The organism is Salinicola sp. CR57 (assembly GCF_003206585.1).
Classification (GTDB): domain Bacteria; phylum Pseudomonadota; class Gammaproteobacteria; order Pseudomonadales; family Halomonadaceae; genus Salinicola; species Salinicola lusitanus.
On the sequence record NZ_PZJL01000001.1, the window covers coordinates 1 to 25,836 of the forward strand.

Annotated in this window: 24 protein-coding genes; 16 read left to right on the forward strand and 8 right to left on the reverse strand. The window is 65.4% G+C overall.

What is annotated here, in order from left to right; genetic code table 11:
• Window positions 1-147: 147 nt before the first annotated feature.
• The 3 genes from DOM56_RS00005 to DOM56_RS00015 all read right to left on the reverse strand — a co-directional run bounded on the left by DOM56_RS00005 (window position 148) and on the right by DOM56_RS00015 (window position 3,236).
• A complete protein-coding gene (locus tag DOM56_RS00005; RefSeq protein ID WP_110706941.1) occupies window positions 148-354 on the reverse strand; it encodes a hypothetical protein in 207 nt (68 codons plus the stop codon).
• 235 nt (window positions 355-589) lie between these two features.
• Complete coding sequence (locus DOM56_RS00010) at window positions 590-1,630, reverse strand: LLM class flavin-dependent oxidoreductase (protein ID WP_110706942.1); 1,041 nt, start codon at window positions 1,628-1,630, stop codon at window positions 590-592.
• A gap of 28 nt (window positions 1,631-1,658) precedes the next feature.
• Window positions 1,659-3,236, reverse strand: a complete 1,578-nt coding sequence (locus DOM56_RS00015; RefSeq protein ID WP_110706943.1) for a BCCT family transporter — start codon at window positions 3,234-3,236, stop codon at window positions 1,659-1,661.
• Window positions 3,237-3,519: 283 nt separating this feature from the next.
• Here DOM56_RS00015 and DOM56_RS00020 point away from each other — a divergent pair, with 283 nt between their 5' ends.
• The 6 genes from DOM56_RS00020 to DOM56_RS00045 all read left to right on the forward strand — a co-directional run bounded on the left by DOM56_RS00020 (window position 3,520) and on the right by DOM56_RS00045 (window position 8,395).
• Window positions 3,520-4,113 carry an amino acid synthesis family protein gene (locus tag DOM56_RS00020; RefSeq protein ID WP_110706944.1) on the forward strand — a complete coding sequence of 198 codons (594 nt, stop codon included), beginning with the start codon at window positions 3,520-3,522 and terminating at the stop codon, window positions 4,111-4,113.
• A gap of 17 nt (window positions 4,114-4,130) precedes the next feature.
• Window positions 4,131-4,961, forward strand: a complete 831-nt coding sequence (locus tag DOM56_RS00025; RefSeq protein WP_110706945.1) for an alpha/beta fold hydrolase — start codon at window positions 4,131-4,133, stop codon at window positions 4,959-4,961.
• Window positions 4,958-6,439, forward strand: a complete 1,482-nt coding sequence (locus DOM56_RS00030; RefSeq protein WP_110706946.1) for an aldehyde dehydrogenase — start codon at window positions 4,958-4,960, stop codon at window positions 6,437-6,439. The genes DOM56_RS00025 and DOM56_RS00030 overlap by 4 nt, the downstream gene beginning before the upstream one ends.
• A 14-nt stretch (window positions 6,440-6,453) precedes the next feature.
• Complete coding sequence (locus DOM56_RS00035; RefSeq protein ID WP_110706947.1) at window positions 6,454-6,963, forward strand: flavin reductase family protein; 510 nt, start codon at window positions 6,454-6,456, stop codon at window positions 6,961-6,963.
• A gap of 113 nt (window positions 6,964-7,076) precedes the next feature.
• On the forward strand, window positions 7,077-7,814 hold the full coding sequence (locus tag DOM56_RS20025) for a GntR family transcriptional regulator (protein WP_110706948.1): 738 nt from the start codon (window positions 7,077-7,079) through the stop codon (window positions 7,812-7,814).
• On the forward strand, window positions 7,811-8,395 hold the full coding sequence (locus tag DOM56_RS00045; protein ID WP_110706949.1) for an NUDIX hydrolase: 585 nt from the start codon (window positions 7,811-7,813) through the stop codon (window positions 8,393-8,395). The genes DOM56_RS20025 and DOM56_RS00045 overlap by 4 nt, the downstream gene beginning before the upstream one ends.
• Here the strand turns inward: DOM56_RS00045 and ribB are convergent.
• Window positions 8,380-9,543, reverse strand: coding sequence for a 3,4-dihydroxy-2-butanone-4-phosphate synthase (gene ribB / locus DOM56_RS00050; RefSeq protein ID WP_110706950.1), 1,164 nt, complete (start codon window positions 9,541-9,543; stop codon window positions 8,380-8,382). The genes DOM56_RS00045 and ribB overlap by 16 nt on opposite strands.
• Window positions 9,544-9,628: 85 nt before the next feature.
• On the opposite strand from ribB, the gene DOM56_RS00055 reads away from it, so the two are divergent.
• From DOM56_RS00055 to DOM56_RS00095, 9 genes are all read left to right on the forward strand, one after another.
• Window positions 9,629-9,922 (forward strand): DUF1330 domain-containing protein, encoded by a 294-nt coding sequence (locus DOM56_RS00055; protein WP_110706951.1) that lies wholly within the window; start codon window positions 9,629-9,631, stop codon window positions 9,920-9,922.
• Window positions 9,923-10,334: 412 nt separating this feature from the next.
• The gene (locus DOM56_RS00060; RefSeq protein WP_110706952.1) at window positions 10,335-11,669 is read left to right on the forward strand and encodes an MmgE/PrpD family protein; all 1,335 of its coding nucleotides are present in this window, start codon (window positions 10,335-10,337) and stop codon (window positions 11,667-11,669) included.
• Window positions 11,670-11,899: 230 nt separating this feature from the next.
• Complete coding sequence (locus tag DOM56_RS00065; RefSeq protein WP_110706953.1) at window positions 11,900-12,895, forward strand: tripartite tricarboxylate transporter substrate binding protein; 996 nt, start codon at window positions 11,900-11,902, stop codon at window positions 12,893-12,895.
• A gap of 187 nt (window positions 12,896-13,082) precedes the next feature.
• Entirely contained in the window at window positions 13,083-13,880 is a 798-nt protein-coding gene (locus tag DOM56_RS00070) for an enoyl-CoA hydratase/isomerase family protein (protein ID WP_110706954.1), read from the forward strand.
• On the forward strand, window positions 13,877-15,991 hold the full coding sequence (locus tag DOM56_RS00075; RefSeq protein WP_110706955.1) for an acetate--CoA ligase family protein: 2,115 nt from the start codon (window positions 13,877-13,879) through the stop codon (window positions 15,989-15,991). Before DOM56_RS00070 ends, DOM56_RS00075 begins: the two co-directional genes overlap by 4 nt.
• A complete protein-coding gene (locus DOM56_RS00080; protein ID WP_110676035.1) occupies window positions 15,984-18,098 on the forward strand; it encodes a 3-hydroxyacyl-CoA dehydrogenase NAD-binding domain-containing protein in 2,115 nt (704 codons plus the stop codon). The genes DOM56_RS00075 and DOM56_RS00080 overlap by 8 nt, the downstream gene beginning before the upstream one ends.
• Entirely contained in the window at window positions 18,098-19,303 is a 1,206-nt protein-coding gene (gene pcaF / locus DOM56_RS00085) for a 3-oxoadipyl-CoA thiolase (protein ID WP_110690779.1), read from the forward strand. Before DOM56_RS00080 ends, pcaF begins: the two co-directional genes overlap by 1 nt.
• Window positions 19,304-19,589: 286 nt before the next feature.
• Window positions 19,590-20,117: a tripartite tricarboxylate transporter TctB family protein gene (locus DOM56_RS00090; RefSeq protein WP_110676039.1), complete on the forward strand. Its 528-nt coding sequence runs from the start codon at window positions 19,590-19,592 to the stop codon at window positions 20,115-20,117.
• A gap of 9 nt (window positions 20,118-20,126) precedes the next feature.
• Window positions 20,127-21,611 (forward strand): tripartite tricarboxylate transporter permease, encoded by a 1,485-nt coding sequence (locus DOM56_RS00095; RefSeq protein ID WP_110676041.1) that lies wholly within the window; start codon window positions 20,127-20,129, stop codon window positions 21,609-21,611.
• Window positions 21,612-21,636: 25 nt separating this feature from the next.
• Here DOM56_RS00095 and DOM56_RS00100 read toward each other — a convergent pair whose 3' ends face one another.
• The gene (locus DOM56_RS00100; protein ID WP_110676043.1) at window positions 21,637-22,587 is read right to left on the reverse strand and encodes a LysR substrate-binding domain-containing protein; all 951 of its coding nucleotides are present in this window, start codon (window positions 22,585-22,587) and stop codon (window positions 21,637-21,639) included.
• Window positions 22,588-22,868: 281 nt separating this feature from the next.
• A complete protein-coding gene (locus tag DOM56_RS19615) occupies window positions 22,869-23,075 on the reverse strand; it encodes a hypothetical protein (protein WP_157958122.1) in 207 nt (68 codons plus the stop codon).
• A gap of 174 nt (window positions 23,076-23,249) precedes the next feature.
• On the opposite strand from DOM56_RS19615, the gene DOM56_RS00105 reads away from it, so the two are divergent.
• On the forward strand, window positions 23,250-23,774 hold the full coding sequence (locus DOM56_RS00105; protein ID WP_110706956.1) for a GNAT family N-acetyltransferase: 525 nt from the start codon (window positions 23,250-23,252) through the stop codon (window positions 23,772-23,774).
• 3 nt (window positions 23,775-23,777) lie between these two features.
• Here the strand turns inward: DOM56_RS00105 and DOM56_RS00110 are convergent, their stop codons facing one another.
• Both DOM56_RS00110 and DOM56_RS00115 read right to left on the reverse strand, forming a co-directional pair.
• The gene (locus tag DOM56_RS00110) at window positions 23,778-24,797 is read right to left on the reverse strand and encodes a histone deacetylase family protein (RefSeq protein WP_110706957.1); all 1,020 of its coding nucleotides are present in this window, start codon (window positions 24,795-24,797) and stop codon (window positions 23,778-23,780) included.
• Between the two features lie 34 nt (window positions 24,798-24,831).
• Window positions 24,832-25,827: a glyoxylate/hydroxypyruvate reductase A gene (locus DOM56_RS00115; RefSeq protein ID WP_232822111.1), complete on the reverse strand. Its 996-nt coding sequence runs from the start codon at window positions 25,825-25,827 to the stop codon at window positions 24,832-24,834.
• Window positions 25,828-25,836: the final 9 nt, after the last annotated feature.

The window sequence follows — 25,836 nt, forward strand, 5'->3', positions numbered from 1 at the left end:
AGCGCGGGCTTTTTTGGTCTCTTGGCTGTGTCTCGCGACGTCACTTTCCAAGGCTATCTATCGGCCCTGTCTTTCGATGTCACCTGTCGCTTTTGCCTATCGGTATCATCGTTTCGGGCGACGTCCGTCGCGGCCGGCAGCAGACGCTCAGCAGCGCGTGCAGTGCTTCAAGGTTTCGGCATCGTCTCGCTCGAGCCGCGGCGTTCGTGATGGCAATGCCGACGAGCGTCGCGATGCCGGAAGCAGCGGACTCGAGCGCAGCAGCATCATCACCATGGCGCGCACCACGTGCGCGAGCACGTAGATGACGACGGCCATAACGATCAACGCTTTGATGCGCCCGGAAATTTTCACGCTGCTTCTCCTTGAAGGGGGGAGTCGGGGGGATTGGCAGCAAGGATATAATCACAAGATTGTGACGGAAAATTGAAGGCATCGATAATCGGTATGCGGGTCATCGATGAACTCGAACGCCCCTCGACTAGCCGCCCTCCTGCACCACCCGCATGAGCAGATCGAGAGCGGGTGTCGCGGCCATAGGCGGCCACGACAGCTCGCTCCCGTGAAAATGAGCCCGGGCGCTGGCGTGCTAGGCCGCGAAGCGCGGCATCACGTCGCGAATGAAGCGTTCCAGCGAGCGCTTCTTCTCCTCGAACGACAGGGTATTGTCGGTCCAGTAGCTGTACTCGGTGATGCCCAGGGACTCGTAATAGCGCAAGCGCTCGGTCAAGGCGTCCGGCGTCCCCACCATCATGTTGCGATGCAGACTCTCGAGGGTGAATTCGGGATTGTCGGCCACGCTCTCGGGGCTGGCCGGTGGCATGTAGCCATCGGTCACCGGCGACTCGTTCTTGAACCAGCCAAGGAAGTGGCGGTAAAAGCGGTTGAGCCCTTCGGCACCGACCTTCCAACCCTCCCGATCGGCTTCCTCGTGGACATAGGTGTGGCGCAGCAGCATCAGCTCCGGCCGCGGCACCTCGGGATGCTTGGCGCAGGCAGTGGCGAACTTGTCCGCCAGGTCGGCCACCTCCTCGTCCCCCTTCATCAGCGCCGTGACCATGACATTGCAGCCATTGGCGACCGCAAATTCGTGCGAGCTGGGGTCGCGCGCCGCGATCCACATCGGTGGCATCGACTGCTGGGGCTTGGGCACGCAGGTACTGGTAGGGAACTGGTAGACCTCGCCCTCATGGGCGTAGTCGCCCTGCCACAACGCCTTGATCGCCGGCACCATCTCACGTAGCGCGGCACCGCCCTCCGAGGCCTTCATGCCGGGCACCAGGCGGTCGAACTCGTACTGGTAGGCACCGCGCGCGATCCCGAACTCGAGACGGCCGTTGCTGATCACATCGAGCATGGCGGCTTCGCCGGCCAGGCGCAGCGGATCCCAGAACGGCGCGATGAAGGTCCCGGCGCCCAGCCGGATCCGCGAAGTCTTGGCCGCCAGGTAGGCCAGTTGTTGGCCTGGACTGGGCGACGCGGTGTACTGCATGCCGTGATGTTCACCGATCCAGACCTTGTCGAAACCGCCCTGTTCGGCGATCTGGGCCAGTTCGCACAGCTCCTCGAAAAGCTGCCGGTACTCTTTGTCCTGATAGCGTTCCATGTGAAGAAAGAGAGAGAACTTCATCATTGCCTCCAAGGTGAACGTGGCGTGGTCATTGCTGCGAAGATGCGTAGCGTTTCGGGCTGGGACTGCGGCCGTCCTCGACCAGGGCCTTGAACAGGCAGAAACACATCAGCAGCAGTACCACCGAGAAGGGCAGCGCAGAGGCGATGGCGGCGGTCTGCAGCGCCTGCAGGCCGCCGGCGACCAGCAGTACGGCAGAGGTCGCACCGAGGAAAAGCCCCCAGAAAACGCGCTGCAGCTGCGGCGGGTGCGCTTCCCCGCGCGAGAGGATGGTGCAGATCACCAGGGTTCCCGAGTCGGCCGAGGTGACGAACCAGGTGATGATCATCAGCGTCGCCATGCCGACCATGGTGGTGCCGAGCGCGCCACCGGCGACGGAATCGATGGTATGGAATAGCACCGAGGCGAGATCCTGCGACGCCAGGCTGGCCAGATCGACACCGGCGAAGAACTGCAGGTGCAGTGCGGTGCCACCGAAGATGGCGATCCAGGCTCCCGCCGCCAGCAGCGACGCCGCCATGCCGCCGAGCAGCACCTGCCGAATGGTGCGACCGTAGGAGATCCGCGCGATGAACATGCCCACGAACGGGCCCCAGGAGAGCCACCAGCCCCAATAGAACAGGGTCCACCAGCTCTGCCACTGGTCGCTGGGATCGGTATTGACCCACAACCCCATCGGGATCATGTCGATCAGATAGCCGCCGATCGTCTTGCCGAAGGTGGTCAGCAGAAAGAGCGTGGGCCCAGCAATGATGAAGAACGCGAACAGAACCATGCTGAGATGAATGTTCCATTCGCTCAGCAGCCGAATCCCCTTCTTCAGCCCGGAGACGACCGATAGCGTCGCCAGCACACTCACGATCACCACCAGAACCACCTGGTGCGTGGTGCTGATGCTCAGACCGAAGAGCTGATTGAGCCCGGCATTCATCTGCGCAACCCCCAGCCCCAGCGTGGTCGCGGTGCCGAACAGGGTGGCAAAGATCGCCAGCAGGTCGATGGCATGACCCAGCGGGCCGTAGATGCGACGTCCCAGTATCGGATAGAACGCGGAGCGGATGGTCAGCGGCAGGCCGCGTCGATACGAGAAGTAGCCGAGCATCGCCCCGATCAGGATGTAGATCGCCCAGCCGTGCAGCCCCCAGTGGAACAGCGTGATCTGCAGCGCCTGCTCGCCACTGGCCAGCGATCCCGCCTCGAGCCCCGCCATGCGCTGAAACGGATTGCCCTGCATATGGGTGAGTGGCTCGGCGATGCTGAAGAACATCAGGCCGGTGCCGACCGAGGCGCTGAACAGCATCGCGAACCAGCTGAACCACTTGAATTCGGGGCGATCATCGTCACGCCCGAGGCGGATGCCGCCCCATGGAGAGAGGATCAACACCACGGCCGCCAGCAGCACCAGGTTGACGGTGGCGATGTAGTACCAGCCCAGCCGCTGCGTGATGAAGTCCTTGATCGAGGTATAGGCCGCCTGCGCCGTATCCGGCATCAGCACGGTAAAGAGAATGAAGGCGATGACCATGGCCGTCGCTGCCACCGTGGTAGTGACGTCGACACCGGCCAAAGGCCCGGATCGAGGAATGTCCTCTCGCGTATCGTGCATCTGCCTCTCCTGTCGGGTGCCTCGGGCCGAACCGGTCCCACCACTGTCAGCCGAAGCGCGTCATTGTTTTTTGGGTTTTGGTATACCGTAATACAAAACCTTAAACTCAGAGAGACATCCAGTCACCTCAAAAAAGGCCCCCTGATACCAAAGTTCAATTCGGACATGCCGCGAGATTCGCTGTCGATTCATGGGGTTTGACTTTTTGTATTATGGTATGCCAAAAATAAAAACGATCGCAGCGCCGCGCGCCGGCCTGTTCACCAGCTCAAGGGAGAGCGCCATGAGTTTCGAGATTCGAAAGATCGTCAGCTACCGCGAGACCACCTTCATCGAAGGCGGCCGCGCCGGCGACCGGCCCGTGACCATGCTGGGTATCGCCGCCGTGGTGACTAATCCGTGGGCCGGCCGGGGCTTCGTCGAGGACCTGAAGCCCGAAATTCGGCAGCACTGCTCGGCGCTGGGTGAAGAGATCGTCGCGCGCCTCCTGCGCGAGATGCCGGGCGAGACCATCGAGGCCTACGGCAAGGCGGCCGTGGTGGGTGCAGAGGGTGAGATCGAGCACGCCTCGGCGATCATCCACACGCTGCGCTTCGGCAATCACTACCGCCGTGCGGTCAATGCTCAGAGCTATCTCAGTTTCACCAACAAGCGCGGCGCCCCGGGCACATCCATTCAGATCCCGATGATGCACAAGGACGACGAGGGCTTCCGCTCGCACTACATCACGCTCGAGATGCGTATCGAGGATGCCCCCCGCGCCAACGAAATCGTGGTCGCGCTGGGTGCCGCCGACGGTGGTCGCCTGCATCCGCGGATCGGCAACCGTTACCAGGACCTCGAGGAGCTTGCGGCGGAGGGTGACACCGGACAATGAGTTCCCGGGACGCGAGCATGCACACCCTCCAGGCGCGCGAGACGCCAGCGGGCACGCGCTACTGGCGGGCGGGCCATGGCCCCAGCGTGGTGCTGATCCATGGCGTCGGTCTCGATGCCACGATCTGGTCGGCCCAGTTCGCGGCGCTGGCCGAGCGTTACGACGTCATCGCCTACGACATGCTGGGCCATGGCGCGAGCCCGCGGCCGCCCTCCGGCTGTACGCTCGAGGATTACGCCGCCCAGACCTGCGAGCTGATGGATGCCCTGCAGGTGGAAACGGCGGCGATCGTCGGTTTCTCGATGGGTGGCCTGGTGGCACGACTGATGGCGCTGGATCACCCCCAGCGCTGCTGGGCGCTGGTGATTCTGGCCAGCGTCTTCGAGCGCAGCCCGAGCCAGGTCGAGGGCGTGGGCGAGCGCCTGGCGCAGGTGCGTGCCGAGGGCCCGGCTGCCAACGTCGATAGCGCCATCGAGCGCTGGTTCAGCCCCGCCTACCGCGCCGCCCATCCACAGGCTATCGCGCGCATTCGCGACATGGTGGCCAGCAACGATCCAGACGGCTACACCGTCAGCTATGCGCTGTTCGGCAGCGAGCACAACGTCGGTCGCGAGCGCCTGTCACAGATCGAGGTACCGGTTCTGGTCGCCGCCGGCGACGACGACCCGGGCTCGACCCCGGCCATGGCCCGGCGCCTGAGCCAGCGGCTGGCCAACGCCGAGTGCCGGATTCTGCCGGCCATGCGGCACATGTTCGTGATGGAGCATCCACGCGTCGCCACCGAGCTGATCGCCAACTTCCTCACGACCCACCATTCCGCTCACTCGCGTGGAGAGATGCAGTCATGACGCTCGAGCACATGCAGATGTACATCGACGGACAGTGGTGCGACGCGCAGGACGGCGCCACTTTCGAAAGCTTCGATCCGGTCACCGCGGCGCCCTGGTGCCGTTTCCCCGACGCCGGCGAGAACGATATCGACAGCGCGGTAGAGAGTGCCCACCGCGCCTTCAGGCAGGGCGAATGGCCGACGCTGACTGCCTCGCGTCGCGGCCAGATGCTCAACCACCTGGCCGACCTGATCGCGTCGGAGGCCGAGGCGCTGGCGCAGCTGGAGAGCCGTGACAACGGCAAGCTGATCCGCGAAACCCGCGGCCAGGTCGCCTATCTGCCGGCTTTCTTCCGCTACGCCGCGGGAATGGCCGACAAGATCACCGGCGATACTCTGGCGCTGGACAAACCCGACCTGTTCGGTGCCACGGTGCGTGTACCGCTGGGCGTGGTCGCTGCCATCATTCCCTGGAACAGTCCGCTCTATCTGACCGCGATCAAGCTCGCGCCAGCGCTGGCGGCGGGTAACACCCTGGTCATCAAGCCCTCTGAACACGCCTCCGCCAGCCTGGTCGGGCTGCTGCGGCTGGTCGAGCGCGCCGGTTTCCCGGCGGGCGTCGTCAATCTGGTGACCGGCTACGGTGCCACTGCCGGCGCCGCTCTCACGCGCCATCCCAAAGTGCGCAAGATCGCGTTCACCGGAGGCACCGAAAGCGCCCGTCACGTGGTCCGCGGCAGTGCCGAGAACTTCGCCCAGCTATCGCTGGAGCTCGGCGGCAAGTCGCCCAACATCGTCTTTGCCGACGCCGATCTCGATAGCGCCGCCAATGGCATCGTCGCTGGCGTCTTCGCCGCCGCCGGGCAGAGCTGTGTTGCCGGCTCGCGGGTACTGGTCCATGAGCAGGTTCTGCCAGCACTGCTCGAGACCCTGCGTCGGCGTGCCGAGACCATCGTCATCGGCCGCCCCGACGATCCCGCGACCGAGATGGGGCCGTTGGCCACCCAGGCCCAGCTCGAAGCGGTCGAGCGCCGCGTACACGATGCCGAAGCAGAGGGCGTGGAGCTGATCTACGGTGGACGCCGTCCGTCAGGCGACGCCGCGGGGTGGTACTTCCAGCCCACCATCCTGCTCACCCGCGATCCGCAGGCGCGCATCGTGCGCGAAGAGGTGTTCGGCCCGGTGATGGTGGTCATGCCCTTCCGCGACGAGGCCGAAGCCCTGGCGCTGGCCAACGACTCCGACTATGGCCTGGCCGCGGGTATCTGGACCCGCGACGTGGCGCGCGCGCACCGGCTGAGTCGCGACATCCGCGCTGGCATCGTCTGGGTCAACACCTATCGGGCGGTGTCGGCGATGGCACCCATCGGCGGCTTCGAGGCCAGCGGCTACGGCCGCGAGTGCGGCCCGGACAGCGTCAAGGACTACACCGAACTGAAGACGATCTGGATCAATCTCTCCGATGAGCCGATGCCAGACCCCTTCGTCATGCGTTGAGCGAGGAGACCGTCATGACCCTGAGCATTAGCGACAACTACAAGCGTGTGCTGGGTTCGTTCCCCAGTGGCGTCACCGTCGTCACCACCCTGGACGAGCACGAGCGCCTGGTCGGTTTCACCGCCAGCGCCTTCTCGGCCGTCTCCATGGACCCGCCACTGGTGCTGGTATGCCCCAGCCTGTCGTCGGACTCCTATCCGGTGATCTGCAGAAGCGGGCGCTTCACCATTCATATCCTGGGCCACGATCAGGAAGAGACCGCTTACCGCTTCGCGTCCAAACGCCCCGACAAGACCGCCGGCATCGCCTGGCAGCGTTCGCCGCGAGGGCATGCCATTCTCGCCGGCGCTGCCGCCTACCTGGAGTGCCGGCTATGGGAGAACTATCCCGGTGGCGACCACGCCATCATCGTCGGCGAAGTCGAGCATCTGACGCTGTGCGATGACAGCCCCGACCCGCTGCTCTACTGCCGCGGCATGATGAGCCGGTTGCCCGAGGCGCTGACCACGCGCCCGTGCGGCTAGCCGCGGCGGCCCCCGGCGCCATGCTAAGATCGAGCTTTCGAGAAGGCGCGTGCGTCGGCCATGCCGGCAGCGGCCTCTCGCTCGCTCAATCGGACGCCAGGGACACGTCAGCGATGAAAAGAACCCCCATGGACGACAGCCTCAAGGTCACCCGCCCCCAGGTCACCCTGCGCGAAATGGTCCTCGAAAAGCTCCGCGAAGCGATCATGAACTTTCAGTTCCTGCCCGGAGACCGCCTGGTCGAGCGCGACCTGTGCGAACGCCTCGGCGTCAGCCGCACCTCGGTACGTGAAGCGTTGCGGCATCTGCAGGCCGAAGGATTGGTCGAGCAGAGCGGCACCCGCGGGCCACGCGTGGCGGTGATCTCGCTGCAGGACGCCCGCGACATCTATGAGCTGCGCTGCAGTCTGGAGAGCCTGGTCGTGCAGCTGTTCACCCAGAAGGCGACGGCAGTGCAGATGACTCAGCTCGACGCCGCCTGGGAGGTGCTCAAGACGCATCTGCGCAGCGGCAAGACGGATGCCATCGTGGAAGCGGTCAGTACGTTTTATGGCGTGCTCTACGACGGCTCCGGCAACCGCGTCGCCGGGCAGTTGCTGGCCCAGTTACAGGCCCGCGTGAGCTATCTGCGTGCGACCACCGTCTCGCGCTCGGGGCGCTATCGCGAGAGCTTCCGCGAGATGTCGCGCATCGTCGAGGCGATCCGGGCGCGCGACGCCGCCGCGGCGCATCAGGCCTGTGTCGCCCATATCCAGTCCGCCAGTCGCGTCGCGCTGGAGATGCTGGCCGAGCGCGACGGTGTCAGCGCCGATCCCATCACCCCTCCCTTACCGGTCGAGAACCTGCCGTGAATCCACGCCACCCCGCCGCCCGCCACTGCACCCACTGCACCCAGTGCGGCCACGCGCCGCTGGAGCAGTGCGTGCCGCCGGGTGATACCCACCTGCGGCTACGCTGCCCGGCCTGTGCCCACCTGATCTATGACAACCCGCGCGTCATCGCCGGGGCGATCATCGATGAAGGCGGGCGCATCGCGCTGTGCCAGCGCGGCATTCCGCCCGGCGTCGGGCGCTGGACGCTACCGGCGGGGTTCATGGAGCACGGCGAGAGCGTCGAAGAGGCCGCCGCGCGGGAGGTCATGGAAGAGACCGGGATGCGGGTCGAGATCCGATCCCCCTACTCGATTTTCAGCGTCCCGCCGACCAACGAGATCTATCTGATCTACCGCGCCACCCTGGTCGTCCAGGAGACCGAGCCTGGCCCCGAAAGCCTGCAAGTGCAGTGGTTCGGCGCCGACGATCTGCCGTGGCAGGAGATCTTCTATCCTGCCATCGGCCAGATTCTCACGCGCTACTTCGACGAAGGCCTTACCGGCCGCCACGGCGTCTACAGTGGCAGCATGGAAAGCGGGCACATTCACTTCATCTCGTGAGTGCCATCCTCTGCCCCTTGCGGCGCCAGCGTATCCACGACCTCCAGCCCGAACCCCGCCAACCCGCGGTAGGGGCCCGGCGCGCCCAACAGCTGTATCCGAGTCACGCCAAGCCGCGCCAGGATCTGCGATCCCGTGCCCGTGCGCGCCTTGTCGCGACGCAGCCTGGTCAGGTCACCCTGCTGTATGTGCACGGCCCGTGACAGCAACGACGCCGGCGAGTCCTGGTGCGCAAGGATGACCACGACGCCCTCGCCCTGCGCGGCGATCGTTTCCAGTGCCTGCCACAGCGTCCAGCCCAGCGGCGCGCCGGGCACCCGCGCCCCGACCAGATCGCGCAGCGGATCGGTGACATGGACATACACCGGAAAAGCGCGCTCGGCATCGGGCGTGCCCATCATCAGCGCCAGATGGACCTCATCGTCGACGCTATCGGCAAAGCTGTAGAGTTCGAATCGACCATGGACGGTGTCGAGCGCCTGGTGGCCGACGCTGGCGATGGTCTGCTCGGTACTCGAGCGATAATGGATGAGGTCGGCGATGGTCCCGATGCGGATCCCATGCTGCCGGGCGAAGGCCAGCAGCGAGTCGCGCTTGGCCATGCTGCCATCCTCCTCCATTACCTCCACGATCACCGCGGCTGGCTCAAGGCCGGCCAGGCGCGCAAGGTCACAGCCGGCTTCGGTATGCCCTGCGCGCTGCAGCACACCCCCTGGCTGGGCACGTAGCGGAAAGATATGCCCAGGGCTGACGAGATCCCGCGGGCTGGCATCGGTTGCTACCGCGGCACGCACGGTGGCCGCACGATCGGCGGCAGAAATGCCGGTGGAGACGCCTTCGCGCGCCTCGATCGAGACCGTGAAGGCGGTCGTGTAGCTGGAGCCGTTGTCGCGCACCATCAGCGGCAGCGCCAGACGATCGCAGCGCTCCCCGCTCAGCGTCAGGCAGATCAGCCCGCGGGCGTGGCGGGCCATGAAATTGATCGCCTCGGCACTGACATGATCCGCCGCGAGTACCAGGTCACCCTCGTTCTCGCGGTCCTCGTCATCGACCATCAGGACCATTTTCCCGACACGCAGGTCGGCGATGATCTCTTCGATCGTATCGAAAGGCGTATCGTCACGGCAGGTGAGCGGCTTGGCAGTCATGGCGTGGTCCAGTCAGTGGGAGGAGAGGTGCCTTCCCACTCGTTTTGGCATACCATAATACAAAAAGCAATCGACGGAGAGCGACATGCCCAAGGCCTACTGGATCGCCACGGTCAAAATCACGCAACGCGAGCGCTACCAAATGTACCAGCAGCTGGCCCCGCCGGCCTTCGAGGCCTACGGTGGGCGCCTGCTGGTACGCACTGATCAGCCCCAGGTGCTGGAGAGTCGCGACGGCCAGACACCCGAGCGCTGCGTGATCTTCGAATTCCCGAGCCTGGAACAGGCCCTGGCCTGCTATCACTCCACGGAATATCGCGAGGCACGCGCCGCGCGGCGTCATGCCGCGATGGTCGATATCACCATCGTGCCCGCCTGACGAAAAGCCATTTCGGTGTACAGACTCGAGCACGACCGCCGTCTTGGCTCACCCAATGGATAGCCACCTCGACGTAGTCCCGTCACGAGTTCCTGCAGGGCTCCAATCTTTGAGTCAGCCTGTAGAATTTGATGTCGAGCACGGCGTATCCAAGACCGAGAAACCCTACCCTGACATCCGCGTGCCATGATGGTCCGCGCGCCATGATGGCTTGGCACCCGAAGGCCGCAGGAACGGCTCCGGCATCGCCTGTGGCGTTCATCGACAATCCCCTACTAACCAGAACGCAGTGCTGGCTTAAACAATTGTCAGTTCTCGTACCGGTGAAGCTGGGTCACGCTGCTGCGGACATGGCCCGGACGCGGCTCTACCGCGTGCTGCCGGGCTTTCGGTCATCTTCGGGGAGAGAGAGATGTCAATCGTTCAAACGCTGGCCACAGCCGCGCATCACTGGAACACCGCGGCACTCACCGACGAGGTGACGCTGGCGACACGCAAGGCGCTGCTCGACTGGTTCGCCACGACCCTTCCCGGCACCACTCAGGCGCCGGCTACCCTGCTGGCCAGCGCCTTCTCCGCCGTCCCCTGTCAGGGCAATGCCGTGAGCTATGTCGACGGCACCCACCGCTCGCCGCGCTATGCGGCGCTGGTCAATGCCACCGCCAGCCATACCGTCGAGTTCGATGACATCTTCAAGGACGGCGGCTATCACCCCGGCAGCCCGACGATCGCCGCTGCGCTGGCCGTGGCCCAGGAGATCGGCGCCGAGGTACAAGCGCTGCACCGGGCGATCATCGGTGGCTACGAGCTCGGCTGTCGTGTCGCGCTCGCCATTCAGCCCAGTCATTATCGTTACTGGCACACCACGGCGACAGTCGGCACCCTGGGAGCCGCCACTGCCACCGCCATGCTGCTGGGCGGCAACGCTGAGACAATCGCTCACGCCGTGGCTCTCGCCAGCAGCTTCGCCGCAGGCCATCAGCAGAACCTGCAGGGCAGTGGCATGGCCAAGCCGCTGCACGCCGGCCATGCCGCCGAGGCGGGGGTGCTCGCCGGCTATGCCGCCAGCCACGGGGTCACCGCCTCTCTCGCCAGTCTGGAGGCGCCGGCAGGATTCGCCGCGGCCACCAGCGACTCGCCCGGCGACTGGCAGCGCGCGCTCGCCGGTATCGGCGAGTGGACGCCCATTACGCGCATGACGATCAAGGCGCACGGGTGCTGCGGACACATCTTCCCGGCCATCGACGGGCTGGCAACGCTGCTCGCCACCACCGGGACGCAGGTGGAAGCGATCGCGCACATTCATGTCGAGGGTTACGCAGCCACGCACCAGATGTGCGACCGGCCCGAGCCGACCACCCCGCAGGAAGCACGCTTCAGCCTCCAGTACAGTCTGGCGACCTATCTGCTCACGCGGCGCTTGCGCCTAGAGGCGTTCGCGCCCGAGACCCTGGTCCGCCGCGATATTCGCGCCCTGATGGAACGCATCAGCGTAGAGGAAGACCGCGAATTATCGGCGCACTATCCCACGCAAAGAATGGCCAGAGTTCACCTGACGACCACCGATGGACAAACCTTTTCGCACCTACAGACATTCCGTAAAGGCGACCCCGAAAACCCGTTGTCACTGGAAGAACTCATCGCCAAATACGACGAATTGAGTCAGCAGGTTCTCTCCAAACACGCCAGCGAGGCGCTCAAACGGAAGATCCTCGACACCCACGAGATGCCGACGACGCTGGTGTGATATCCACCTGACCCTCAACACGCCGCAAGAGGTGAGCCGGCGCGCCACTCTTGTCATAGACCAAAGTCTCATTGAATAAATCAGGCAATAAACGCCCGAAGAAACTCTAAAAATATCTTGGCTCTGTCCTGACTTATCGTCGGTCGCGCCGTGAACGTCTGCTGTGTGAATCTGCTGCCGAGTCCATCGGACATCGATAACTCCACAAGCGACAATAACGGAGACACGCCATGCAGACTTCACACTTGCTACGTAAGACAGCCGTCGTCCTGGCGGCCACCGCCCTCTCCTTCGCCGGCGTCATCGGCTCGACGGCCATGGCTCAGGACAAGACCTGGCCCTCCGGCCCCGTCAAGGTCGTCATGCACACCAAGGCCGGCGGCTCTTCCGACGTCTTCATGCGGACTCTGGCAAAGTCGCTGGAGCCGGAAATCGGCCAGCCGGTCGTGGTCATCAATTCGCCCGGCGGCGCCGGTGCCGCACAGCTGACGCGGGTTCGTGCCGCCGCGCCTGATGGCCTGACACTGGGAATCAACACCCTGACCCCGCTGACCGGCATGCTGACCAATCTCAAGGGTGTCTTCAGCCTGGACGACTTTTCCTGGATCGCCTCGACCCAGGTCGACCCCAACCTCATCTGGACCGCCGAAGATTCGCCCTACCGCAACCTCAACGATCTGATCGCGGCGGCAAAACGCAGCGACAAGAAGATCAGTGTGGGCGGTTTCGGCTCGATCGGCTCCACCCAATACATTGCGCTCTCCATGCTCGAACGGGCCGCCGGTGTCGAGTTCGAATGGGTCGCCTTCAATGCTACCCCCGATATCGTCGCCGCAGTGCTGGGCGGACATATCGATGTCGGCATGTCCAATCTGAGCGGCGCCCAGTCCTACTTCGATGCAGGCCGCCTCCATGGTCTGGGTGTGCTCGCCGCGGACCGCCTGGAAGCACTCCCCGACGTCGCGACCTTCGAAGAGCAGGGCTATCAGGTCAACAACGACTGGGTCCAGGTCAGAGGCGTGTTCGGTCCGGCCGGCATCCCCGAAGAGACCCAGCAGCAGATCGCGGACGCCTTCCACAGGGCGATGAAAGACAAGGATTACCAGCAGTACGCGCGCAACTCCGGAGTGATCGACTCATGGATGGGCCCCGAGGCCTACAAGAAGTTCATCTACAGCATGAGCGACACCGCCGAGGTCGCGCTGGAAAAAGCCGGGGTCAAGTGAGACCTGCCGCGGCGCACCCGCGCCGCGGCCTGCCCCCACGCCATCCGACCAACTCACACATCGACTGCCACCGTTCCTGGGACCAGGACGACCGGGGTCGCCGTCGCGGCGACCCAGCCACCACGCGACCGACCCGTAACACACCTTGTCGGCGTGTCGTCGCCCCCACTGCATCAGAGGATTGTTCATGTCACAGAGTCAATTGATCGAATTTTCGCAGCAGGATGACATCGCCATTCTGACGCTGAACCGCCCCGAGAAGCGCAACGCCATGAGCGATGCCATGCGTGCGGAACTGGTCGAGCAACTCAAGCGCATCCGCGAGGATCGCTCGATCCGCGCCCTGGTGCTCACTGGCAAGGGCAAGGGTTTCTGCGCCGGTGGCGATATCGCCGGCATGCAGCAGCGCATGGAGGCCGACCCGGCCACGGTCGGCTTCAACGGCTGGGAACGCCAGCAGGGCGTGCACTATGCGGCCAGCCTGCTGCTGAATCTGCCGATTCCCACCGTGGCGGCAGTCAACGGCGCCGCCGCGGGGCTGGGCGCCGACCTCGCGCTCTCCTGCGATTTCGTCATCGCCGCCGATGCCGCCACCTTTACCTGGGCCTATATCGCGCGCGGGCTGGTTCCCGACGGCGGTGGCCTCTACTTCCTCCCGCGCCGAGTCGGTCTCAGCCGCGCCAAGGGCTTGATCTTCAGCGGCCGCCGCGTCGAGGCCGAAGAGGCGCTCGCCCTGGGCATCGCTGATCAGCGCTGCTCGGGCGATGCGCTGCTGTCGAGCGCGCTGACGATGGCTGCCCAGATGAGTCGCGGCTCGCGCACCGCCACGGCGCTGACCAAATCCATTCTCAACCGTAGCTACGAGCTCTCCGAGCAGCAGGTGTTCGCCGAGGGCAGCAAGGCGCAGGGGATCTGTTACACCTCCCGCGAGCATCGCGACTCTGTCCAGGCTTTTCTGGCACGCGCCAAGGAGGCCACCGCATGAGCCAGCTCGACGCCCTGCTCAACCCCCGGAGTATCGCCGTGGTGGGTGCCTCGGCCGATCCTCACAAGACCTCCGGTCGCCCGATCTCGTATCTGCTGAAGCACGGTTTTTCGGGGGATATCTATCCCGTCAATCCGAAGGCGAGCGAGATCCAGGAGCTGAAGTGTTACACGCGCATTCCCGACCTCCCCAAGGCGCCCGATGTCGCGCTGGTCCTGCTCAACGCCCGCCGCAGTATCGAGGCGGTGCGCGAGCTGTCGGCGCTGGGGTGCCGCGCAGCAATCGTGCTCGCCAGCGGCTACGCCGAGGCGGGTGACTCGGGCCTGGCGATGCAGGAAGAGCTCAAGCAGGCCGCCGGTGCCATGCGCCTGCTCGGCCCCAATACCATCGGCCTGGTCAATCTTTCCGCCGGCATTCCGCTGTCGGCCAGCGGCGCCCTCGAAGTGAGCGAGCTGCCGCGAGGTGGCATCGCCGTGGTGTCGCAGAGCGGGGGTATCCTCGGCGCGCTGCTGTCACGCGCCGCCGGTCGCGGTATCGGACTCTCGTCCCTGGTCTCCACCAGCAACGAAGTCGACCTGGAGGTGAGCGACTTCATCGATCATCTGGTCGACGACCCCGACACCCGGGTGATCGCCCTCTATCTCGAGAGCATCCGCCACCCGGCGCGCTTCCGTGCCGCCGCCGAACGTGCGCGGGCCGCCGGCAAGCCGGTGGTGGTGTTCAAGATCGGCCGTTCCGAGGCCGGCGCACGCTCGGCCAGCTCCCATACCGGTGCGCTGGCCGGAGAGGACCGGGTCTACGACGCCTTCTTCCGTGACCTGGGCATCGTGCGCGCCGACACCTTCGACGAGCTGCTCGACATCCCCGCGGTACTCACCGCCGGCCGCCGCATGCAAAAGCGCCGTGTGGCGATCCTGACTTCCACCGGCGGCGCCGGTACGCTGATCGCCGACAGCCTGGGCATGAAGGGATTCGAGGCGCCGGTTCCCGACGAGGCCACCGCCGCGCGCCTGCGCGAGCTGCAGGGCGACACCCCGGCGGAACTCGACCGCAATCCGATCGACGTCACACTGGCTGGCCTGCAGCCCGATCTGCTGCGTCAGGCGATTCGTACGCTGCTGGAGAGCGAGACCTACGATGCGCTGGTGGTGATCATCGGCTCTTCCGGTCTGGCCATGCCCGACCTGGTCGTCGGTGCCATCCAGGCCAATCTGGCGCTCAGCGACAAGCCGGTGCTGGCGTATGTCAGCCCGCACGCACCGGAGACGCTGAAACGCCTGAACCGCGCCGGCATCCCCGGTTTCAGCTCACCGGAGAGCTGCAGCGCAGCGCTGGAGGCGATCCATGTCACCTCCACGCGGGTGACATCCGCCCCGGCCGCCGCCGTCACGCCGGCGATGGCGGACACTCCCCAAGGGTCGCTGGACGAAGCGAGCGCCAAGCAACTATTCCGCACCCATGGCATCGCGGTTCCCGCCAGCCGCACGGTGACCACGCCGCAGGAGGCGGCGCACGCCGCCGCCGAGATCGCTACGCCGGTGGTGCTCAAGGTGCTCGACGGTACGCTCCTGCACAAGAGCGACATCGGCGGCGTGGCGCTCAATCTCGGCGCCGACACCATCGCCGAGCGCCTGACGCGCATGCAGCAGGCGGTCGCCGAGCATACCGGGCACACGCCGCAGCGGTTCCTCGTCGAAGCCATGGTACCGGGCGGCTTCGAGCTGATCCTGGGCGCCAACCGCGATGCGCTCGGCACCTCGATCCTGCTCGGGGCAGGCGGCGTCACCGCGGAGCTGTTCAAGGACACGGCCCTGCATCTGCTGCCCGACGGCCAGGCGCTCAGCCTGGATCAGGCCCACGCGATGATGCGCCAGTTGATCAGTTGGCCGCTGCTAGCCGGATACCGCGGGTCCGAGCCGCGCGATACCGCGGCACTGGCGCAGGCGATCGTCGACTTCTCCACGCTGGCCGCAGCGCTGGGTGAGCGCCTGGTGACGGCAGAGATCAACCCTCTGTTCGTGCTGCCGGAGGGGGAAGGCGTGGTGGCCGCCGACGCCGTGCTGGTGACGACCGCCACCGCAGCGGCCGGCGAGGAGATCGCCCATGCCTGATACGCACCAGCCGCCACGGGTCGAGCTCGACTACGTCGACGACATCGCCGTGGTCACCCTCGACAATCCACCGGTCAACAGCGGTAACCAACGTATCCGCCAGGGCATCCTCGACGCGCTGGCGGCAATCGACACCCAGCGCGTCCGCGCAGTGGTGCTGCAGGGGGCCGGCAAGCATTTGATGGCGGGGGCCGATCTGCGCGAACTGGACCAGCCCGCCACCGCACCGTCACTACCCGAGGTCACGCAGGCACTCGAGGCGTTCCCGCTGCCGATCGTCGCCGTGGTCCGTGGCCATACGCTGGGCGGGGGGCTCGAACTGGCGCTGGCCTGCGACGCGCGCCTGGCAACCCCCGGCGCCAGTCTGGGCCTGCCGGAGGTCAATGTCGGCATCATCCCGGGGGCCGGCGGTACCCAGCGCCTGCCGCGGCTGGTGGGGGTCGATCACGCGCTGACGATGATCGTTGCCGGCAAGCCCATCGACGCCGCCACGGCTCACCAGTGGGGGCTCGTCGACCAGATGCTGGACACCACCGAGCGCGCCGACCAGGAGGTCGCGGCGCTCGACTTCGCGCGCCGCATGCCGGCGGACAAGCGCCGCGTCAGTGCGCGGTCGGTACCCCCCTTCGATGCCGACCAGAGCGCACGCCTGCAGGCGCAGCAGGTACGTCGACAACGCGGCCTGCCCGCCGCCGCCGAGGCCGCCGATGCGGTGATGATCGCCACACGCACGCCCTTCGCCGAAGGCGTGGCACACGAGCGCGAACGCTTTCTGGCACTGCGCGACAGCGAGGCCGCCCGAGCCCTGCGCTATCTGTTCTTCGCCGAGCGTGCCAATCCGCTGGCAGAGCTCACCGCCGCGCCGGCGACGCTCACACGGGTGTCAGTGATCGGCGCCGGAACCATGGGCAGCGGCATCGCTCTGGCCGCGCTGCGCGCCGGCTATCGAGTGGACCTGATAGAGCGCGATGCCCAGGCGCTGGCCGCTGGCGTCGAGCGGATCGAGAAGGCGCAACAACAGCTCATCGAGCGGCACGGTACCACCGCCACACCGCTCTCCGAGCTGCTGTCGCGTCTGGCCTGCAGCACTCAACTGGCGGGCGTCGAGCAGGCCGATCTGGTCATCGAGGCGATCGTCGAGGATCTCGAGATCAAGCGGTCGCTGTTCGCCGAGCTGTCGCGGCTGACCTCGTCCGACACGCTACTGGCGACCAACACCTCGTATCTCGATATCGACGCGATCGCCGCCGAGGTCGCGCAGCCATCGCGGGTGCTGGGGCTGCACTTCTTCAGCCCGGCGGATCGCATGCCCCTGCTCGAGATCGTCGCCACTGCGCGTACCGACGACACGACGCTGGTCACCGCGCACACCTTCGCCAAGGCGCTGAAAAAGACACCGATCGTGGTCCGCAATGCCTGGGGCTTCGTCGGCAACCGGATCTATGCCGCCTACCGCCGGCAGTGTGAGTTCATGCTCGAAGAGGGCGCCTCCCCGACGCAGATCGACACCGCGTTGGAGGCGTTCGGCTTCGCCATGGGGCCATTCAAGGTCGCCGACATGTCCGGACTCGATATCGCCTGGAAGATGCGCCAGGCCACTGCCGCGGCAGACACTGACCGGCGCTATGTCGGTCTGCCCGACCGCCTGTGCGAGGCCGGCCGCTTCGGACGCAAGACCCGCCAGGGCTACTACCGCTACGACGATTCGCTGCAGCCTTCGGAAGATCCCGAGGTGATGTCCATGATCGACGCCTATCGCCAGGCGCAGGGTATCGAGCCGCGCGCATTCAGCGCCAGCGAGATCCAGCAACGCGTGGTGGCGGCGCTGATCAACGAGGCGCTGCTGGTCATCGGGGAAGGTGTCTGTCGCCGTGCCGAGGATATCGATATCGCGCTGGTCAATGGTTACGGCTTTCCGCGCTGGCGCGGCGGGCCGGTGTTCATCGCCCGCCAGATGCCCGCAGAGGCCCTTGCCACCGCCCTCGACCAGCTCGCCCGGGCGAGCGGCCAGGGCCATGTGGCCGGTGACCCCGCCGTCCTGTCCACGGCGTGTTCTCGAGAATCTTCCCAAGGGCCTTCCGAACCCGCCAACAGGAGCAAGACGTGATGTCAGAAGCGTGGATCTGTGACGCCATCCGCACCCCGTTCGGGCGCTTTCAGGGCGCCCTCTCCGGCATCCGTGCCGACGATCTCGCGACCCTGCCGATACAGGCGCTGATGCAGCGCCACCCCGAGCTCGACTGGCACCGGGTCGACGACGTGATCTACGGCTGTGCCAACCAGGCCGGCGAGGACAACCGCAACGTCGCACGCATGGCCGCGCTGCTCGCCGGGCTGCCGCTCGAAGTCCCGGGATCTACCCTCAACCGTCTGTGCGGCTCCGGCATGGATGCGGTCGGCAGCGCCGCCCGCGCCCTGCGCTGCGGTGAGGCTCAACTGATGGTGGCCGGCGGCGTCGAGAGCATGAGCCGCTCACCCTATGTCATGGGCAAGGCCGAAAAGCCCTTTTCGCGCGGCCAGACCCTGGAAGACACCACCATTGGCTGGCGCCTGATCAATCCAGCGATGAAGGCACGCTACGGCGTCGATCCGCTGACGCAGACGGCCGAGAACGTCGCCGAGGAGGAGCGTGTCAGCCGCGCCGATCAGGACGCCTTCGCCCTGCGCAGCCAGCAGCGCTGGCAGGCCGCCCACGCCCGCGGATTCTTCGACCGGGAGCTGATGTCGGTGACCGTGAGCCGGCGCGGCCAGCCCGACCTTGCGTTCACCTGCGACGAGCATCCGCGACCGGAGAGTACGCTGGAAGCGCTGAGCAAGCTGCGCAGCGTGACGCACGAAGACGGCAGCATCACCGCCGGCAACGCCTCGGGTATCAACGATGGCGCCTGTGCGCTGCTGCTGGCCACGCCCGAGGGTGCCCGCCGGCACGGCCTGGTCGGACGCGCGCGCATCGTCGGCATGGCGACGGCCGGGGTGGCACCGCGGGTCATGGGCATGGGCCCGGTGCCGGCGATCGAGAAGTTGCTGGCCCAGACCGGGCTCAGCCTCGAGCAGATGGACACCATCGAGCTCAACGAGGCCTTCGCCTCCCAGGCGCTGGCGGTAGGCCGCCGGCTGGGACTCGCCGACGACGACCCGCGCGTCAACCCCAACGGCGGCGCCATCGCCATCGGCCACCCACTGGGCGCCTCCGGTGCACGCCTGATCACCACCGCGCTGCATCAGTTGGAGGCCAGCGGTGGGCGCTACGGGCTGTGCAGCATGTGCGTGGGCGTGGGCCAAGGCGTGGCGCTACTGATCGAGCGGTGCTGAGGTCGCCTTGCCAGCGGGGCGCCCCGTGTCGCCGGACCGGGCGAGTTCAGCGGTCACGCGGCACCCACTGGGCGTCACGATTGGCCAGTAGCCATTGGTCGAAAATGTGACCAACAGTATGGCCAGACCTCCCTGACATATCCTCAGTCGATCCGAGTCGGCCGCATCCCCCATAGTAGCGCTATCTCTTCGGCGGTGTTTCCATCCTGGCGCCGAAGAGCGCGCGTTCGCCTCGCCCGAATGGCAACAAGAACGATACCACCATCACGTCTTGTGGAGGTTCCTCATGACCGTAGAGGCCGTAAAATCCCCCTCCCGAATCGGCAACGATGTCGATGACCATCACGATCGCGATCAGATCTTGACGATCAAGAAATCTCTGGCAGAAGTCGTGATCTATCTGCTGCTCATCGCTGTCGATATCTTCTATCTGAGCGAAGCCTATCGGCTTCATGTTCAGGTACCGAGCCCACACGTGGGTCCCGGCGGATTCCCGCTCATCATCGCCGTCATCAACCTGCTGCTGCTTCTGGGTCTGCTGTTCATCAGCCTCTTCATCAAGCCGCGCAGAACGCCCCAGGAGCGTTTGGCATTCAGCCGCCCCCTGTCGGTGCTGGCCGCCGTCGCCATCCTCATCGCCGAGACCACGCTGCTGAAGACGGCAGGGCCGCTGATTACGATCGCCCTGTTCTCATTCCTGCTCATGTGGGTCGCAGGCGAACGACGCCTGACGATGCTGGCGATCATTCCTCCCCTGTTCTCCGCCACCATTTACGCCATTTTCGTCATGGCACTCGGCGTCTACTTCGATTGAGGGCATCAGATGATTGATCAAATACTGGTCGGATTCGGCTCTTTCGCCAACCCGCTGGTCGTGGTGGGTCTGCTCGGCGGGGCGCTCCTGGGCTATCTCATCGGGGCCATCCCCGGGCTGGGTCCGAGCCTGGGCGTCGCCCTGATGATTCCATTCACCTACGGCATGGACCCCACGGTCTCCATCGTCACCCTGGTGGCCCTGTATGTCGCCGCCGAATATGGCGGTGCGATCTCGGCGATTCTGCTCAACTCGCCGGGCACCGCCGCGGCGGTCGCCACCTCCTGGGATGGCTACCCGCTGTCGCAGCAGGGCAAGGCCGGCCTGGCGCTGAACGTCTCCATCATCTCCTCGGGTGTGGGCATCTTCGTCAGTGCCGTCCTGCTCTTCTTCACCGCCGTGCCGCTGTCGGAGTATGCCCTCGCCCTGGGCCCGGAGGCCTACTTCGCGCTCGCGCTGCTCGGCCTGAGCCTGGTCTCCAGCCTCTCGCCTTCGCTGCTCAAGGGGCTGATCGCCATGGGCCTGGGGCTCGGCCTGGCGACCATCGGGCTCGACACCCAGACGGGCGTGCCGCGCTTCAGCTATCACCCGGACTTCTTCGAGGGCCTGCCGCTGGTACCGGTACTACTGGGGCTGTTCGCCCTTTCCGAAGTGCTGTTCATGATCGAGAAAGGCGCGGCGGGTTCGGTCAAGAGCCAGCCCATGAGTGGGCTGTTCGCGGTTCCCTTGAGCACGTTCACCCAGCTCAAGCGCGTGTTCTTGACCAGCTCCATTCTGGGTTACGTGATCGGGATCATTCCTGGTGCGGGCGCCTCGATCGCTTCGTTCGCGTCCTATGGCGTGGCCAAGAAGAGCTCGCGTCACCCCGAGCGCTTCGGCAAGGGTAGCCTGGAGGGTGTGGCGGCCTCGGAAACCGCCAACAATGCCGCCGTATCCGGCGCGCTGGCGCCGCTGCTGGCACTCGGCATTCCCGGTTCGCCGACCACCGCGATCCTGATCGGCGCGCTGATGATTCAAGGCATTCAACCCGGACCGCTGCTGTTCGCGACCAACCCGGAGATCCCCTACACGATTTTCGCCTCACTCTGGATCGGAGTGCCGGTGATGATCATCATCGGTCTGGCGGGGGCTCGCTTCTGGGCCAAGGTGTCTGACATCCCGGGACCGATCATCGCAGCCATCGTTGCCGGGATCAGCCTGATGGGCGCTTATGCCACAGAGAACGCCATTTTCCCGGTCTTCATCACGCTGGCGTTCGGCCTGATCGGCTATCTGCTACGCAAGGTAGATATTCCGCTGGCGCCGATCATTCTCGCCCTGGTGCTGGGCGACATGCTGGAGACCAACTTCCGCCGCGCAGTCTCGATCGCCAATGGCGACATGACCACGTTCCTGACCGATCCCATCAGCGCGACGCTGCTGGCGATCATGGTGATCTCGCTGATCCTGCCGCGCCTGCGCAAGTCCTTCTTCAAGAAAGCGGCGCAGGTCTAGCACCGGACGCACTGCCGGCCCGACCTCAACCGAGGGAGTCCAGCACCCGCGCCGGCGGCGTTCCCTCTTCGCCGGCAGCGGGCGCTGCCGGCGTTTGCGTCTGCATCACACCCCGCATCCACTCGAGAAATCTGAGCAGCGCATCCGAGGGCGGCGTTCCCTTGGGCCAGACCAGATAGTAGGCTTCGCCGGTCTTCAACGTCTCCGGGAACGGGGCCAGGAACTCTCCCGATTCGAGCTGCTTCTCCACGAACATCTTGACGGCGATGGCGCAGCCCATACCCGTCGACGCCGCCTCGTAGGCCAGCGCAGAGCTCTCGAATTGAACACTCGCCTTGTCCTCGACCGTATCGCCATAGGCGGCGAGCCAGTGCTGCCAGTCCGAGGAGCGGGCCATCGAGTGCAGCAGCCGAACGCGGGATAGATCGCGCACGGTCTTGATCCCGGCCGAGGCCTGCAGAGCGGCGGAGACAACGGGGATGAGTTCGATATCCACCAGCTTCTCGGCGTGCAGGTCCGACCACTCTCCGCGCCCGGCACGGATTGCCGCGTCGACGTTGCCGCTATCGAAGTCCGCCGGTTTCAGAGACGACGAGAGCTTGACCTCGAGCAGGTCGTTGCGGGCGTTGAAATCCGCCAGCCGGGGAATGAGCCAACGCTGCGAAAAGGTGGTGTAAGACTGGATCGACAGCACATCCTTGCGCCCGCGACGCGAGACACGTCGGCTGGCGTCGGAGATCTCCTTGAAGGCGTTCTTCACGCCTCGGTAGAGCTCCAGCCCCTCCCGCGTCAGCTCGATACCGCGATGCTGGCGGTAGAACAGCACCACGCCCATGTAGTCCTCGAGCACCTTGACCTGACGACTCACCGCGACCTGCGAAACGTGCAGCTCCTCGGCCGCCTTGGTCAGGCTGCACAACCGGGCCGCGACCTCGAAAGCCCGCAGCGGATTCAAGGGAGGGAGAGGATGCGACATAGGTAGATACCCGCTGCAAAACCGGATTCTATAGCACAGCACTACGCAGCCCAGGTATTAGACCTTAGTTTTTGCATCACCATGAATGCTAGGTCTTCGATCTGATAAGGCGCCAGGACGCTTGCCGACTACACGACTCGCCGAAAACGACAGACTTCGCCGCTCAGAGTCGATGATCGGCATATCCCCATCTCGACACGCCTAATAGCGAAGGGGGACGCTGTGACATGTACGGGGATTGAGCCGGGTTTACACCACAACAAGCGTCGAGCGACTGGACGTCAGCAGCGCGTGCGGTGCTTCAGCGTTTCGGCCTCGTCGCTCTTGAGCCGCGGGGTACGCCGCGGCGATGCCGGCGACCAGCGCAACGGATGCAGCTGCGCATTCGAACGCAGCATCGTCGACAGGATGGCGCGAATCACGTGCGCGAGCACGTAGACAACCACGGCCATAACGATCAACGCCTTGATGCGCCCTGAAATCTTCACGCTGCTTCTGCTTGAATGGGGGGGGGGAATGACACGGACGATATAATTACACGACTGTGACGAAAAATTGGAGGCGTCGATAATCGATATGCGGGTCATCGATGAGCTCGAACGCCCCTCGACTCACGCTCCCCGCTGAGTCTGTTCCCAGAAGCAGAGCAAGTGAGTGACGACATGACCGACAGCATCGCCATTGTGGATACCCGCAGGCTCCGAATCCGCGAATTTCGGCCGACCGATATTGGCGCGTTGTCAGAGATTCTCGCCGATGCGGAGGTCATGCGTTTTTCGCTTCATGGCCCTTACAGCACTGAAAAGACTCGTGATTTCGTTGCAGCCAACCGGGCTTGTCAGGCAGAGCGAAACTTCGCAATGTGGGCCTTGGAAGATAAGGCCCGCAGGGTACTGCTTGGCTTCTGCGGACTGGGTCCGACAGAGCTCAATGGCAGGGAAGAGATCGAACTCGGTTATCGTCTAGCCAGGAGAGCTTGGGGTGCCGGCCTCGCCACCGAAACGGCTAGCGCCGCACTTCGCTACGGGTTTGAGCAATGCGGACTGGATTCCATTATGGCGATCGTCGACATCGACCACCGAGCGTCCGCCAGGGTCGCCCAGAAAATTGGCATGAGCCATGAGGCACAATCTCGCCACCATGACTCGAACATCGATATCTGCCGTCGGCAGAACAGCCTGAAATAAGTCTTAGCGCTCCAACAACCCTTCGAAGAAGCGCACCGCGTTCTCTTCGAGCCCTTCCAGGTAGTAACCGCCCTCCTGCACCACCAGCGTGGGTAGATCGAGGGCGGCGATGTCGCGGCCGAGTCTGCCGAACCCCGGCGTGGAGACCGCCACCTTGGCCTGGGGGTCCTTCTCGTGGATATCGAAGCCCAGCGCCAGCACCAGCGCATCCGGTTCGAACAGGCGAATCGCCTGGCAGGCTTCCTCGAGACGCGCGAAGAAGACCGATTCCGGTGATCCGTGGGGCATCGGCAGATTGAGGTTGTAGCCGAGCCCCGCACCGCGCCCGCGCTCATCCTCGAAGCCGCAGACCGCCGGATAGAAATTGGTGGTGTCGCCGTGGATCGAGATATACATCACGTCGTCGCGCTCGTAGAAGATCTCCTGCACGCCCTGGCCGTGGTGCATGTCGGTATCGAGCACGACGACGCGGGGATAGCGCGCGATCAGACGCTGCGCGGCGATCGCCGCGTTGTTGAGGAAGCAGAAGCCGCCGGCGGAGTCGACCCCCGAGTGATGGCCCGGCGGGCGCGACAGCGTATAGGCGAAGCGCTCGCCGGCGAGCAGGGTGTCGGCCCCTGCCACGGCGCTCTGCGCCGCCCAGTAGGCCGCCTGCCAGGTGTGCCGGCCCACCGGCGCGCTGCCATCGGCCAGGTAGCGCGCCGCTTCGGCAAGAATGCCGCGCAAGGCGTTGGGCGAACGCACGAACACATTGGAGATCACCTCTTCGCCCCAGTCCTCGCCCAGTTCGTGCCAGCGCCGGTAGGCGCTCTCGAGAAAGCGCAGGTAGGGCAGCGAGTGCACGGCGCGCAGCGGACCGACACCCTGGTCGGTTGGCGCCTGAACCTCGAAACCGAGTCGCTTGGCCGCCGCCAGCAGGTGCTCGGCGCGGTCGCGAACTTCCTGGGGCTTGCGCATCTTGCCGCGGGAAAAATAGGTCTGCGGTTGATGCAGCAACTGATCGTCATGAAAGAAGGTCTTCATGGGGTGTCCTTATTGTCCGCCGTCCACTTCGAGCTCAATAACCCGCCGTTCGATCCACCACGCTCGCAGGCAGCAGACCGTCGTCCAGACGCTGCAGCGCGTTCGCCACTTCCTGGGCCACCTGCGGCGGAGTCGAGTCACAGGCATCGTGCGGGGTGACCAGGATCCGCTCGTGCCGCCAGAACGGGTGATCCTGCGGCAGCGGCTCGATCGCGAAGACGTCCAGCGAGGCCGCCGCAAGCTGGCCGCTCGCCAGGGCCGCGAACAGGTCGTCCTCGATGAGATGTTCACCGCGCCCGACATGGATCAGCGCCGCGCCCCGTGGCATCCGGGCAAACAGCGCGGCGTCGAGGATACCCCGCGTCTGCGGGGTCAGTGGCAACAGGTTGATCAGGATGTCGCTGCGCGCGGAGAGCCGTTCGAGCCCCGCCTCACCGCTGAATCCCTCGACGCCGGCCGGCAGATTGCGCCCGCTGCGCGAATGGATCGCCACGTCGTAATCCAGCGCCACCAGTGAGCGCGCCACCGCCCCGCCCATCCTGCCAGCCCCCAGCAGTCCCACCCGCACGTCAGCGGCGTCGCGCTTCGGCAGACGCTCCCAGTGGCGTTGACGCTGATGGCGCAGATAGTCGCCGAAGCGACGGTGATGCCACAGCACGTGCCAGGTCACGAATCCCGCCATCATCTGCGCCTGGGACTCACCGGCAATGCGCATCAGCGGCACGTCACTCGGCAGGCTGGGGCTGGCGAGAATCCCGTTGACGCCGGCGGCGATCGACGACACCAGGCGCAGATGGGGATAGGGCCGGAAATCCTCGGCCCCCGGGTCCCAGGCCAGCGCGAAGGTTACGCTTTCGGGATCGGTGATGGCATCCGGCAGCGACAGACGAATATGCGGCGCCACCTGCTCGAAGGCGGCGATGTAGGTCATCATGATCTCGGCCGAGCCCAACAGCACGCCCTGCACGGTTGGCATACCGGCGCGTGGTCCGGATGTCTGCCCGTGGCGTTCGGTTTCCATGGTCGTCATGCGTTCCAC